The organism is Devosia sp. ZB163 (assembly GCF_028613635.1).
GTDB lineage: Bacteria > Pseudomonadota > Alphaproteobacteria > Rhizobiales > Devosiaceae > Devosia_A.
Genome location: NZ_JAQRMY010000002.1, coordinates 850,151 through 863,972 on the forward strand (window position 1 = coordinate 850,151; position 13,822 = coordinate 863,972).

The 13,822-nt window shown below is 64.4% G+C and carries 9 protein-coding genes; 5 read left to right on the forward strand and 4 right to left on the reverse strand.

The features are described from left to right. The first annotated feature begins 13 nt into the window (after window positions 1–13). The 3 genes from PRN20_RS12445 to PRN20_RS12455 all read left to right on the forward strand — a co-directional run bounded on the left by PRN20_RS12445 (window position 14) and on the right by PRN20_RS12455 (window position 2,770). The gene (locus PRN20_RS12445) at window positions 14–592 is read left to right on the forward strand and encodes a nitroreductase family protein (protein ID WP_273957697.1); all 579 of its coding nucleotides are present in this window, start codon (window positions 14–16) and stop codon (window positions 590–592) included. Window positions 593–675: 83 nt separating this feature from the next. Next, window positions 676–1,488 carry a transglycosylase SLT domain-containing protein gene (locus tag PRN20_RS12450; RefSeq protein ID WP_273957698.1) on the forward strand — a complete coding sequence of 271 codons (813 nt, stop codon included), beginning with the start codon at window positions 676–678 and terminating at the stop codon, window positions 1,486–1,488. Window positions 1,489–1,561: 73 nt separating this feature from the next. Continuing rightward, window positions 1,562–2,770: a DUF2336 domain-containing protein gene (locus tag PRN20_RS12455; RefSeq protein WP_273957699.1), complete on the forward strand. Its 1,209-nt coding sequence runs from the start codon at window positions 1,562–1,564 to the stop codon at window positions 2,768–2,770. Here PRN20_RS12455 and PRN20_RS12460 read toward each other — a convergent pair. After that, window positions 2,767–3,540 carry an NAD kinase gene (locus PRN20_RS12460; protein WP_273957700.1) on the reverse strand — a complete coding sequence of 258 codons (774 nt, stop codon included), beginning with the start codon at window positions 3,538–3,540 and terminating at the stop codon, window positions 2,767–2,769. The genes PRN20_RS12455 and PRN20_RS12460 overlap by 4 nt on opposite strands. Before the next feature lie 117 nt (window positions 3,541–3,657). Here PRN20_RS12460 and prfB point away from each other — a divergent pair. After that, a protein-coding gene (prfB, locus tag PRN20_RS12465; RefSeq protein WP_273957701.1) for a peptide chain release factor 2 occupies window positions 3,658–4,786 on the forward strand; the annotation gives its coding sequence in 2 pieces (ribosomal slippage) (window positions 3,658–3,726 and window positions 3,728–4,786; 1,128 coding nt in all). A gap of 170 nt (window positions 4,787–4,956) precedes the next feature. Here prfB and PRN20_RS12470 read toward each other — a convergent pair. From PRN20_RS12470 to PRN20_RS12480, 3 genes are all read right to left on the reverse strand, one after another. Beyond that, the gene (locus tag PRN20_RS12470) at window positions 4,957–8,274 is read right to left on the reverse strand and encodes a beta-ketoacyl-ACP synthase 3 (protein WP_273957702.1); all 3,318 of its coding nucleotides are present in this window, start codon (window positions 8,272–8,274) and stop codon (window positions 4,957–4,959) included. A 110-nt stretch (window positions 8,275–8,384) separates the two neighbouring features. Beyond that, window positions 8,385–9,389, reverse strand: a complete 1,005-nt coding sequence (locus tag PRN20_RS12475; protein ID WP_273957704.1) for a M23 family metallopeptidase — start codon at window positions 9,387–9,389, stop codon at window positions 8,385–8,387. 245 nt (window positions 9,390–9,634) lie between these two features. Further along, window positions 9,635–10,144 (reverse strand): peroxiredoxin, encoded by a 510-nt coding sequence (locus PRN20_RS12480; RefSeq protein WP_273957705.1) that lies wholly within the window; start codon window positions 10,142–10,144, stop codon window positions 9,635–9,637. A 233-nt stretch (window positions 10,145–10,377) separates the two neighbouring features. On the opposite strand from PRN20_RS12480, the gene PRN20_RS12485 reads away from it, so the two are divergent. Next, window positions 10,378–13,752, forward strand: a complete 3,375-nt coding sequence (locus PRN20_RS12485; RefSeq protein ID WP_273957707.1) for an AsmA-like C-terminal region-containing protein — start codon at window positions 10,378–10,380, stop codon at window positions 13,750–13,752. Window positions 13,753–13,822 lie beyond the last annotated feature (70 nt).

The window sequence follows — 13,822 nt, forward strand, 5'->3', positions numbered from 1 at the left end:
CAAGGACCTGACCATGCCCATCAACGCCGCACTGCGCGACTACCTCAAGACCCGACGTTCCGTCGGGATCGGTTTTCTCAAGGATCCCGGGCCAACACCCGAGGAACTTCAGGAAATCCTGACCATGGGGACGCGTGTGCCGGATCACGGAAAGTTTGTGCCCTGGCGACTGGTACTGATCGAGGGCGACGACCGCATCAAGGCGGGTGAAAAGCTGGCCGAGATCGCCAGGCGCCGTCGGCCGGACCTTGATGAGGCCGGTCTCGATATCGAGCGGCGTCAGTTTCTGCCGGCGCCGCTGACCATCGGCGTGCTGCTTTCCCCCAAGCCGAATCCGAAGGCACCCGAGATGGAGCAACTGCTCTCGGCCGGCAACGTCTGCTTCAATCTCTCGCATGCGGCCTTCGCGATGGGATTTGCGGCAAGCTGGACCAACCGCTGGTATGGCTTCGACACGGAAGCGCAGACCATGCTGGGCGCCCGCGGCGGCGAGCGCTTCGTCGGCTTCATCCACATCGGGACGCCGACCACGGAGATCGAGGATCGCGATCGGCCGGTTCTCTCGGATGTAGTGACACGCTGGCAGGGGTAACCAATCGTTAACCTCCATAAGTGATTGGTTAACCGAACGTTAGCAGCCGGACCCGCGAGTCGATGGGCGTAAAGCCGATATCGGTGCCTCAGCCACTCGCCTATGCCATCGACACGGCAGGGGCGAAGAGCCGGGTCGACTTCGACTATCTGCTGCAAACGGCTATCCGCGAGAGCAGCCTGAAGCCGGATGCCAAGGCCGCTACCTCCAGCGCCACGGGGCTCTTCCAGTTCATCGATAGTACCTGGCTCCAGGTGATGAAGCAGGAAGGGCCGCGGCTGGGCTACCAGGCCTACGCCGATGCCATCTCGGTTGATGCCAGCGGCGACTACTCGGTTCCGAACAAGGCAATGCGGAAGGAAATCCTGGCGCTGCGCGAGGATGCTCAGGTCGCCTCGGACCTCGCCGCAGCCTACACCCGCAGCAATGGCGACTACCTGTTTGCGAAGTTCGGTCGCATGCCTAGTCCCGGCGAGCTGTACATTGCGCATTTCCTGGGGGCGCAGGGGGCCGAGAAGCTCTTCAACGCTGGCCTCGCCAACCCGGACCAGATCGCCGCCAAGCTCTTCCCGAAGGCGGCCCAGGCCAACCGCGCGATCTTCTATGAGGATGGCAACGCCCGCACGATCCGTGAGGTCTACCAGGCGCTCGTCGCGCGGCACGACGCTCCGGCTGACCCACGGTTCTCGGCACAGCAGCTGGCGGCGGACCCTTCCGGCAAGTGGCCCGATGCGACGCCCCTGCCTTCGCGCTTCTCTGCGGACGACATGTCGTTCACTTCGCTCTTTTCCAGCGAGGGCGAAGTGCAGAGCAGGGTCCTCATGAGCCCGGATACCGAGGCCCAGGGCAGCGCCCTCTTCACCCAGCTCTACGGGCAGGGGAAGGCGACACCCTGACGGGCTCATTTATGGTGAACCGTTCCTTAAGCCTTCACGGATAGCGTGACGTCAGCGCCTCCCGGAGAGCTTGATGGTCGCCTACCAGGACTTCGTTGCCCTGAGCCAGTCGCGTGATAGCGAAGAACGTGGGCAGGCTGCCCATCTGGCGGCGATAGCATACCTCAACCATGTCGGCCCCGCGGACGAGCACGCGGCCCTCTATGCGGCGCTTATCGGCTTCCTTGATGATCCCTCGGTACGCGTACGCGGCGCGCTGGCCTATGGCCTCCTTCACGCCATCGAAGCGCCGCGCCCCATCCTTCTGGCACTGCTGCAGGACAGTGCTGTCATCGCTCGTGCTGTCGTGCAGTATTCGCCGGCGCTGATCGACGCTGATCTCATGGCTCTCATTGGCCAGGCTGACCAGGGCATGCTCCTGGCCACTGCCATGCGCGAGCGCCTTAGCTCGCGGGTGGTGGAAGCGCTGATCGCCCGCGGCGGTGAACCGTTGACGACAAAGCTGCTCGGCCGTCCGGATGTGCCGTTCTCGCCGGACTTGCTGAGACGACTCGCCGAGGTCGAGGGCCGGGACAGCGCGGAGATACGCGGTCTTCTGCTTGAGCGCGAGGACCTGCCTGCCGACGCGCGCCTTGTATTGGTTCAGGCCGTCGCGAGCGCGCTGCTCGGCACCCGCATGGTCGTTGGTGCCGTCGCGCCACAGCGCCTGGCCCGCCTGCTGCGCAATGCCACCGATACCGCGCTGACCTCGATTGGCGAGCGGGAAGCCGCCGCTGGTCGTGAACCTTACGCTGCCCGCCTGGTCGACACCGAGCTCGTCTCGACGCGCGTCATGCTGCATGCCCTGGTACAGGGGCATGTGCTGTTCTTCTCCAACTGCATTGCCAACCTGGCCGACACCCCTCAGGGGAAGGTCTTCAGCCTGCTCGAGAACGGCAGCCGCGCCGCGCTGAACGCGATGTTCGCCCAATGTGGATTGAGCGAGCCGGTTCGCAACATGCTCGCACGCCTCATTTTCCACGCCCGCGCGGCCGACCTGGCGGACGATCTTTCGGCCCGCCACTTCGTGGTCACGGCCCTGACCGAGGAACTGATCGTGGAGCACGACGGGGCGATCCCGCCGGAACTCGAAGAGGCCTTTGCCTACCTCAACGAGCAGAACGTCATCCTCGCCCGGCGCGCTGCTCGCGGCGTGATGGCGGGTTTCGCTGGCGCGGCCCGCACGGAAATGCCGCTGCCCCGCGTCGAGTTCGAGGACCGCTTGGCCCTGCCAGCCGCTTAGTAGCGGAACTGCTCGGTCAGGACCCGTTCCTCGAGGCCGGTGCCCGGGTCGAACAGGAGCGTAACCTTCTGGTTACGGTTTTCCCGCACGGTCACTTCGACGACCCGCTGGAACTCGACATTGTCGGCCACGGCGCTCACGGGGCGCTTTTCCGATTCGCGGGTGCGGAAGGTCACGACCGCATGGTTGTTGAGAATGGCGCCGCGCCAGCGGCGGGGCCGGAATGGCGAGATCGGCGTGAGCGCCAGCAGCGGCGCATCTATCGGCAGGATCGGGCCGTGGGCGGAGAGGTTATAGGCCGTCGAGCCCGCTGGAGTTGCGAGGAGCACGCCATCGCAGATGAGTTCATCGAGGCGCACATGGCCATCGACCACAATCTGCACCTTCACGGCCTGGTAGGTCATGCGGAACAGCGAGACCTCGTTGAGCGCAAGGGCCATGTGCTCCGAGCCGTCCGCGAGCATGACGTGCATCTCTAGCGGGTAGATGTCGGTCGGTAAGGCGGCCGCCAGGCGCTGCGGCAGGCTGTCGGCGCCGAACTCGTTCATCAGGAACCCGACGGTCCCGAAGTTCATGCCGTAGACCGGCACGTTCATGCCCATCTTGCGGTGAAGCGTCTGGAGCATGAGGCCATCACCCCCAAGGGCGACGACCACGCTGGCATTCTCGAAGCCGCAGTCACCGTAGCGGTCGCGCAACTGCGCCGTCGCGCGGTCGGCTTCGGCCGTACCGCTGGAAACGAAGCTTACTCCTTCGATGCGCTCAGTCACGGCCTGCCCTCGTCGATCTGCCTCGCTGCGTACCATGGGAGGGTGACGCGGGGAAGAACGGGTTGATTGGGCCCTTCGTCTCAACTACATGAGCGATCAATGTGATTGAGGACAGCCATGCGCGCCGAAACGACCAAGATCATCGCCGAAATCGAGCAGGTCATAAGCCTGCTGAGGAGGCATCTTTGACTGGGGTACTGCCCAGGCACGCCTAGACGACCTCAACGCCCGTACGGAGAATCCGAACTTCTGGGCCGATCCCGAAAAGGCCCGGCCGATCATGCAGCAGCGTGATGAGCTGGACGCCCAGATCGGCGCGGTAAAGCGCCTCGAGGCATCGATCCGCGACAACTCCGAACTCATCGAGATGGGTGAGGCCGAGGGTGACGCCGACGTCGTGAAGGAAGCCGAACAGGCCTTGCAGGAGACCCTGAAGGAAGCCCGCTCGGCACAGGTCGAGACTCTCCTCTCGGGTGAGGCCGACGCCAACGACTGCTACCTCGAAATCCACTCCGGTGCCGGTGGCACCGAAAGCCAGGACTGGGCCAACATCCTTCTGCGCATGTACACGCGCTGGGCCGAGCGGCGGAAGTTCAAGGTCGAGGTCATGGAAATGCATGACGGCGAAGAAGCCGGCATCAAGTCCGCGACCGTGAAAGTGTCCGGCCACAATGCCTATGGCTGGCTTAAGACGGAAAGCGGCGTGCATCGTCTCGTCCGCATCTCGCCGTACGACAGCGCGGCCCGCCGCCACACGAGCTTCTCGAGCGCTTGGGTCTATCCGGTGGTGGACGACACCATCAACATCGAGATCAACGAGTCCGACCTCAAGGTGGACACGTACCGGTCCTCCGGCGCCGGCGGCCAGCACGTGAACACCACCGACTCCGCCATCCGCATCACGCACATTCCCACCGGCATCATCGTCGCCTGCCAGCAGGAGCGCAGCCAGCACAAGAACCGGGCCACGGCCATGGCGATGCTGAAGGCGCGACTGTACGAGGCCGAGTTGCAGAAGCGGGAAGAGGCGGCGAACGCCGAGTCTGCGGCCAAGACCGACGTTGGCTGGGGTCATCAGATCCGCAGCTACGTGCTGCAGCCCTACCAGATGGTCAAAGACCTGCGCACCGGTCACGAGACCTCGAACACGGCAGCAGTGCTCGATGGCGATCTCGACGATTTCATGGAAGCATCGCTTGCCGCCCGCGTCACCGGCTATGCCGACAAGGTCGCGGACGTAGACTAAGAGATCGGCCGGTGAATCCCTCCACCGGCCGACGACTTAGAAAGGTCCGAAATCTAGGTATTGCGCGCCTAGTGCCACCCGGCGCGCAACGACCAAGTCCTATCATGGCATGGACATGCATGCATGATCCATTTGCACTAGCGCATTCCACAGGTAGGAACAATTCCGCCTCAGCGGGGCGACTGAACCGTCGCGATCGCTGCGGCGTAGGTGATGCCGCCGCCGAAGGCCACGAGCCCGAGCTTGTCGCCCGGTTTGGTCGTCGGCAGCGCATCGATCAGGGCCAGCGGGATCGTCGAGGAACTGGTGTTGCCGTAGTTCCGGATGATCGAATGGGCCGGGCGGCCCGAACGCCGGGCAATCGCATCGATGATGCGCTGGTTGGCCTGATGCGGCACCATCAGGTCGATGTCATCCATCGCGATGCCTTCGGCAGCGCAGGCCGAGGTCAGCGTTGACGTCATGGCGCGGACAGCATCGGCGAAGACTTCGCGCCCGTTCATCTTGATGTAGCCTTCGCCAGCCCGCGGGACGCTGAGCAACTCCCCGGATTCGGGAGAGCCGGCAATCGTAGGCTGCGCAAAGGTGAAGAGTGGAGCCGGGTCGTGGTCCGGTCCCTGGATGAGGGAGGCCGAGGCCGCATCGGCAAAGAGCACCGCGGTGTTGAAGTCGTTCTGGTCGAGTAGCGGCGAAAGGACTTCCGACGTCACGACCAGCACCCGCGCGGACGGGTGGTTGGTGACATAGTCCCGCGCCTGGGCGAGGGCGTAGAGGTACCCCGAGCAGGCGGCGTTGATGTCATAGGCCGGCAAGCTGGTGCGTCCGGAGGTGCTCACGGCATCGGCGACGCGGCAGGCGAGCGACGGCGTGATGACGTCGGGCGTGCCGGTTGCCGCGATCACCAGATCGATGTCCTGGATCACCAGTTGCTGCTCGTCGAGCAGCTTCTTCGTGGCCGAGACAGCGAGCGAGAGAACGCTCTCGCCTGGCTGTACCCATCGACGGCTCTCGATGCCGGTCAGTTTGACGATGTCATCCGCATCGCGGGTCTGCCAGTTGCCGCGCAGGTCCGAGTTGTTGACCTTGCGGGCGCCGGTCACCGCGGCAATTCCGGCAACGCCGACGGCAACCTGGGCCCGACCGATAGTGACAGGTGCGGCGGCAGCACTGCTGTGGCGCCTAAGGATAGCCTTGTCGATGCGCTCCGAGGTGACCGTCACCTGCTGTCTGGCCACTGAAGCGTCTGCCTCGACGAAGATCAGCGGCGCGCCGACGGCAACCTTCTGCTTCAGCTCGACCGGAATGGACAGAACCTTGCCCGAAACAGTGGCCTGGACGTCGACGGCCGCCTTGGTGGCCTCGACGACGGCGACGAGATCGCCGGTCTTGATAACGTCGCCCGGTTTTACGAGCAGCTCGACAATCTCGACTTCGTCGTCGGCCGGGCCAGACCCGATCGCAGCGACCGCGGCCGGGCCGGTTTCGGCCTTAGGTGCCTCCCACTCGAGGTCAAACTCGAGCAGCGCGGCAGCTGCTTCCATGATCCGACGATAGGAGGGCAGGGTATCGATCTGCCGCTCGAACTGGAACGGCACGTGGATATCGTCGCGGGTGACTCGCTTTGCCGCCACGACGACGCCGGCCTTCTCCATGACCGTGGCCATCACCTCCGCGCCGAAGCCGGCCGTGTGGTTGTCCTCGTGCACGACCAGCAGACGCCTGGTGCGGCGGACCGAGCGGAGAACCGCCTCCTCGTCCCAGGGCGAGATGGAGCGCAGGTCGATCAGGTCGATCTCTGCTCCCGCGTCGGACAGGGTCCCAGCGGCGAGCAACGACTGGGCCAGCGGATTGCCCCAGGTGACCAGCGTCAGGTCGTTGCCCTGACGAACGGTGCGCGCCTTGCCGGGCGCTACAAAGTGCCCCTCCACATCGTCGGAGGTCCGGCGATCGGAGAGGTTCAGGGCGCTCTTGGGATAGAGGAAGACCGTAGGGCGGCGGCTTTCGAACGCTGCGTTGAGCAGGCCCGCTGCGTCTCCGGCGCTCGACGGCATGACGACGTCGATGCCGGGAATATGCGCGAGGATCGATTCGAGCGTCTGGGCATGGAACGGGCCGAGGCCGGCTTTGTATCCGCCGCAGCTGACCATGAGGATCACTGGCGTCTGCCAGGCTCCGTTGGTGCGCCAGAACATCGAGCCGAGCTCGGAGATGATCTGGTTGAACCCGAGCGGCAGAAAGTCGGCGAACTGGATGAAGGCAACGGGTCGCTGGCCGACGAGCGCGCGACCGACCGAAGTGCCGACTATGGTCGATTCCGACAGGGGCGCGTTCCGGACGCGGCCAGGGAACGCTGTAGAGAGGCCCTTGGTGACGCCAAACACGTCACCCTTGGGGTCCTCGATGTCCTGGCCGAGGAGGTAGACGTCGCGATTGGCGGCAAGCTGCTCGCGCAGCACCCGGTTGAGAGCCTCGCGCATCGTCAGGCTGGGCGCCTTGACGTCGCCGCGATACTCCTTGGCCTGGGCGAAGGCAGCCGGGTAGGGCGCCTTGGCCGACCCGGCCGTCTCCGGCACGGGCTCGCCACGCGCCTCAGCCACCGAAGCCGCGACTTCCGCGATCAGGCTCGTTTCGAGCTGCGCGAGGGCCGTGTCACCCATCTGCGACTGGCGCAGGGACTGTCGGATGGCTTCGAGTGGATCACGCGTCCGGCCGGAACTCAGGTCCTCGGCGGTGCGATAGAGCGCCTGATCGTCGGCATTGGTGTGATCTGAGAGCCGCTCGAGCTCCATCAGGATCAGCGAGGGGCCGCGCGTGGCGCGCGTATGCGTCACCGCAGCTTCGAACACGGAGCGCGTCGCGCCCAGATCGTAGCCGTCAACTCGACGAATCGGCAGTCCGAGGAAGCTGTCGGCCGGCCCGCCCGGCAGGTCGAAGAACGTCTGCCCAGGAGTCTTGGTTGAGATGGCCCAGTTGTTGTTCTGGATGACGAAGACCACCGGCGCCTCGGTGCGGACCGCCTCGGCAACCGCCTCGAGGAACTCACCCTGCTGGGTTGTGCCGTCGCCGACACAGCAGATCACCACCGGTGCATCCGGATGGAACTTCACGGCCTGCGCGTTGCCGACGGCATGCAGCGCATTGTTGCCGACAGGACCGACCATCGAGGCGACGTTGAGGTCCCGCGCGGAGTAGTGCGCGCTCATCTGCCGTCCGGCCGAATGCGAGGGCCCGGTAGCCAGAAGGCTGCGGAAGAACTCGACGAGGGGCAGGCCGCGCGCAACCAGGAGGGCCTTGTCGCGATAGTGCAGGTGCAACCAGTCCTCGGGACCGAGATAGTCGGCGACAAGTGCCGTCGACTCGTGGCCGGCGCCCGATACATGGAAGTGGGCGAGGCCCTGCTTCACGAGGTCCTGTTCGACACGGTCAATCTCACGCGCAAGAAACATCGCGCGGTGGAGACGCAGCATCGTCGGAATATCTGAAGTCATCAGCATTGCGCCGGGACCCTAAACCCGCCGGAAACGAAAAACCAGAACAACCACCCGGCCTTGCGCTTATGCATGGCTGATTTGCTCGGGACGTTGCTTCGGTGCACGCCTCACGCGCCGAGGAAGCGAGCGAGGCGCTTGCCGACGGCTAGATACTTGCCGGGATCGACGGCCACATCCTTGCGGCGGACCTCGAAATGGAGATGGGGTCCGGTGGACCGGCCGGTGGATCCCACCCGTGCGATGGGTGTACCGGCATTCACGATGTCACCTTGGGACGCGATGAACGCGCTTAGGTGACCGTAGCGTGTGACGAGGCCCGTGCCGTGGGTGATCTCGACCGTATTCCCGTAACCGGGACGTTCCCCGACAAAGGTCACCTTGCCATACCCCGCGCTGAGTACGACCGTTCCCTTGGCGGCAGGGAAGTCGAGGCCGGAGTGAAAGGCGCGGCCCCCCGTGAATGGATCCTTGCGGTTGCCGAAGCTCGAACTCATGCCCACCAGTCCGTCCATGGGCCGGTGGATCGGAGCGACGTCGATTGCACTCTTCGCGGCCTTGAAACGGGCCAGGGCGAGATATGCCTCGTTGGCATGATCGACCAGTCCATCTGAATCGCCGGCGCTATCGACCGCGGCGAGAAGGGGGCCGCCGACGCCATTCGTCAGGTCTGGCATATCGGGCCTGATGCCGAGGCCGGATAGTGCGTCCAGGATCGTTTCGGTCGACTCCTCCGCCGACTCCGACAGCGCCAGGAGGGCGAGACGGCTCTCGTCCATCATCGCTGCCATCGAGGAACCTACTTCAGCGAGGTCGCCGCTTCCCCTGGCGACGGGCACGACGGCTGCAACAGGCGGCTGATCCGACGTCTCGATCGGATCGAGGCCGAGTTCGGAGGCCTTCTGGGCGAGCTGGCGGACGAGCTGATGCTGTTCGAGCAGGACTTCCTGCTGCTGGGTTAGTTCCTGGAGTTGCAGGTTGATGTCGCCGACCTGGGCAAACTGGCGCGAATGGAGGCGATCGACCTCCATACGCAGTTGCACGATCCGGTCTTCGTAGGCGGACAGAACCTGATCCTTGCGGCCCTCGACAAGCGCTGAGATGTCGGACGACATAAGCAGCCCGACTGCCATGAGAGCGTTTGTGCCGACGAGGGCGGCGAAGGTCAGGTAGAAAAACCACGGACGTATGCCAGCGCTAGGCTGTGCTGACGCCCTTCTGGGCGGAGAGCCGAAGACCTTCGAGGTCGGCTGCACCCCATTCGCATTAGAACGCACAGCTACTCCGGTCGTTACTTACCCATCCGGAGCATGATCGGTTAAGGTTAACAAACGCAGAAAAGCCGGCGACGTGGGGGGCTTCAGCCGCGCTTGCGGCCCCGTGCCGGGCTGTCCTGGCGCTCAACCAGGGCGCGTGTGGCGGCCAGGACCTTTTCGGCATGGCCCTTGATTCGCGTGGCGTGGAAGACCTCGGCTACCTTGCCCTCAGGATCCACGAGGATGGTGACGCGCTTCACGCCCATGAACTCGACGCCGAACATCTTCTTGAGCTGCCACACCCCATAGGCCTCGATCGCCTTGCGGTCTGGATCTGCGGCCAGGGTGACGCCGAGGTTGTATTTGTCGCGGAAGGAGCAGTGCTTCTCGACGCTGTCCGGCGAGATGCCGATGACGACGGCACCAAGTTCCCGAAAGGCAGGCATCTGGGCGGTGAACTCGATGCTCTCGAACGTACAGCCTTGGGTGTCGTCCTGCGGGTAGAAGTAGATGACCACCGGATGACCGCGCTGGCTGGACAGTCGAAATTTCTCGTACCTGTCAGTGACGAGCTCGAAATCGGGAGCAGGCGTGCCGGGGGCGGGGAATGTCACAATGTCGACGCGCAAAGTTCACGACAGCGCCGGAAAACTGCGCCGCCAAGGGGTGTTAGTGCCATATTGCAGCCGGTATCATCAGGCAGTGAACGCCGGCTCGGTTTGATTCTAGGATAGGGCGGCAAGGCGAGCATTCTCAAGTCCGGAAAGCAGTGAAACCTACTCCAGTCCCTGGTCAGCTCCGCAAGCGCTCGGCATGGCGCATCCTGGGTCGGGTTGCGGCGGCGGCAGTGGCCGCGCCTGTTGCGCTGCTCGTCGTTCTCTACCTCGTCCTGCTAGTTACCCCAGTTCCATTGCCGCTGTTGAACTCCCAGGTGCGCAATGCCGTGCTGGCCTCGATGCCGGCGGGCAGCCAGCTCGAGCTCGGCGACATGGCCTTGGCGCTCGAGGGCTTCATCTGGCCGGTGATCCAGTTCAAGCCTGTCACCTATACCGACGTGAAGAGTGGCGGCAGCGTCAGCATGGAGGCGCTCGAAGTCGGCTTCTCGCCCATCCGCATGCTCATCGGCCAGCCGGCCGCGAGCGTTACGGTCGTGGGCGCGCACCTGCAGGTCAACCAGGACCTCTTCGGGCCGCGCCTTGCCAAGTTCGAATATGTCGACGAGCCCAACGGCGAGCGCACCGTGCGCATCATCGAAGGGCAGGACACCTTCCCCGAGGTGAACCTCTCGTCGGATGGCGTGGACGTGCGGGGCGAAGTCCCGAACGGCGGCATGCGGTCGGACAACGACTGGCTGGTCTACAACCTCGAGGCCGCCGCGCAGGGTATCGCCGGCATCGTCCAGCAGGCGAAGCTCGGGACCTTCTCCCGCCTCGTCATGCGCGAGGGCAAGCTGGACATGAACGACGCCCTGTACGGCGTCCTCCGGCACTTCACCGACATCACCATCGACATCGCTCCGAGCGCCGATGCCAAGACGGCGTCCGGCCAGTTCTCGGCCGAGATCGGCGGATCGGTTATGAACGGCATTCTCGAGTGGATCGAGCAGCCCGACGGCTCCGCACGGATGAAGGCCTCGATCACCAATCTAGACCCTGGCGCCTTCGCCCCCTTCGTCGGTGAGCAGGAAACTGCGATCGCCGTGGTCGGAACCGCGTCCGTGTCGATCGACGTCGGCTTCACGCGCGAGAGCAAGATCACTGACGGGGTGTTCCACATCGACGCCACAGGCATGGATGTGCGCGTCAACGGCGAGTACTTCCCCATCGCAACCTCGATCGCCGAGGTGAAGTGGGAGCCGGCGATCGGCCAGTTCACCATGGACGAGACGCAGGTCAGCGTCGCCGGCAGCACGGGCTATGTCAGCGGCGTGTTCAAGCTCGGCCTCGATCCGCTCTACGGTCCGACCGTGGGGATGAAGGTCGCGGCTCGCGACGTTGCCATCCACAACGAACTGGGCGCACCCGCCGAGCCGTTCAGCGAAGTCAATTTCCAGGGCTGGTCGGCACCGCTCTACGGGGCGACCGGCATCGATCAGTTCGAGGCAAAAAAGGCCGATGGCAGCCGCCTTGTCTCGACCGGCCGCATCGACATGGTGCGGCGCGGCACCGGCTTCGAGATGAACATCGCCGGCGACGGACTGACGGCGGACGATCTGAAGCGCCTGTGGCCCGCCTTCCTCGCGTCCGAGTCGCGGGACTGGTTCGTCAAGAACGTGGTGGGCGGGCGCATCAAGACCTCGTCCATGCGCTACTCGTTCCCCATCGGGTCGCTCGGGGAGCCGGGCGAGAACAAGCCGCTGCCCAAGAACTCGATGTCGATCGACATCACGGGCGTGGGCGTCCAGATCAAGGCGCTCGAGACGATGGAGCCGATCGCCATCGACGGCGAGATGAAGCTGACCATGCGCGACACCGACATCACCATGTCGGCAGACGGCGCCAGCATCCCTACGCCACAGGGCAACGTCGACATCACCAATGCCGCCTTCATCATCGGGGCCAATAGCGATACCGAGGCCGTCTACGAGATTTCCGGCGACCTGAAGGGTGGCATTCCTGCGCTGATCGCCTGGACCAAGAAGCATCAGCCGGATGCGCTGGGCCAGGTGGCGCTGCCGATCAACCTCGACATCCTGCAGGGGCAACTGTCCCTGGGGCTGGTCGCGACCATCGTCACGGACAAGGCGACCAACGAGCCACGCAGCATCGACTACGTGGTGAACGGCGCGGTTCAGGACTTGGGCACGTCGTCGCCGATTGAAGGGCATACGCTCAGCGATGGGCAACTGGCGTTCCGCGTGACGCAGGCCGGGTTCAGTGTCGGTGGGACGACCGAGTTCGACGGGGTATCGGCGGAGGTCGAGGCGACAGGCAAGCTGGATCCGAAGGCTCCGGACCTGGTTCTGCGCGCCAAGGTCGATTCGAACGCCTTCGCAAAGCTCGGCTTCGACGCCTCCCAGTTCCTCGACGGTCCGTTGACCGTGGAAGCACGGCCACAGCCGGATGGCAGCATTCAGCTTGCCGCCGACCTCAAGGATGCGAGCCTGGCGATCAAGGATCTCGGCATCAGCAAGGCGCGCGGCGTTGCGGGTATCGCGCAGGCCAACATCAAGCAGACCGGCGACGTGGTCGACGTCAGCAAGCTGGACGTGGCCTTTGATGACGTGAAGCTTGAAGGCAGCCTCGGCGTCGACGTCAAGAAGGGCCTCCAGTCAGCCGAGTTCAGCAACTTCGCGCTGAGCCCCGGCGATCAGGCTCAGATCTCGCTGACCCCGATCAACAACGGCTACGAGGTGCGGCTGCGCGGCGAGCAGCTCGACCTCAAGCCCATGCTGCAGCGCTTTTTCAGCCTGTCCGGCGATTCCACCGGTGGGCCGCAGGCAACAGCGATAAACCAGACCATCGCCGTCGATCTCGAACTCAAGCGTGCGTTGGGCTTCTACAAGACCACCGCATTCAACGTGAACCTGGACCTCGTCCTTCGCGGCGCAGACCTGCAGCGCGTGAACCTCCAGGCGAATCTGGGTGGCAACCGCAACGTGTCGGTCACCACTAACCCGACGCCGGATGGCAGGGTGATGTCGGTCGCGTTCAACGACCTGGGAACCCTCCTGCGGTTGATGAATGTCTATCCCAACGTCGAGGGCGGGCAGGGCAGTCTCGTGGTCGAGACCCTCAAGGACCAAAAGATCGATCAGGGCCAATTCACCCTGCGCAACTTTGCCTTCGTCAATGAGGAAAACGTCGCACAGATCCTTGGGAATCACAGCGAGTCGCGGCAGATGATCGCCCGCTCGAACAAGCTCGAGTTCCGGAGTGCCGAGGCCGACTTCATCCGCCGCAAGGATCGCGTCGAAATTTCCGATGCGGTGCTGGCCGGGTCGACTGTGGGCGGGACAGTGCGCGGCTTCATCTACACCGACCAGCGCCAGTTCGACCTGACGGGGACCTACGTGCCGCTGTTCGGGCTCAACAATGCCTTCGCCAAGCTGCTCGGCCCACTCGCTGGCCGCGAGGGCGAAGGGCTCTACGGCGTGACGTTCGCCGTCCGTGGGCCGCTCGACAAGCCGGACTTCAAGATCAACCCGATGTCGGCCCTGGTGCCCGGTGCCTTCCGCCGCATGTTCGAGTACCGTGCCAAGGAAATTCCGCGGGTCGAATAAAGTGCGTTGATTTCGATCAATCCGGTGGTTGGCACCGCCGGGTAGCATCTCCACATGACGTCTGGAGGCA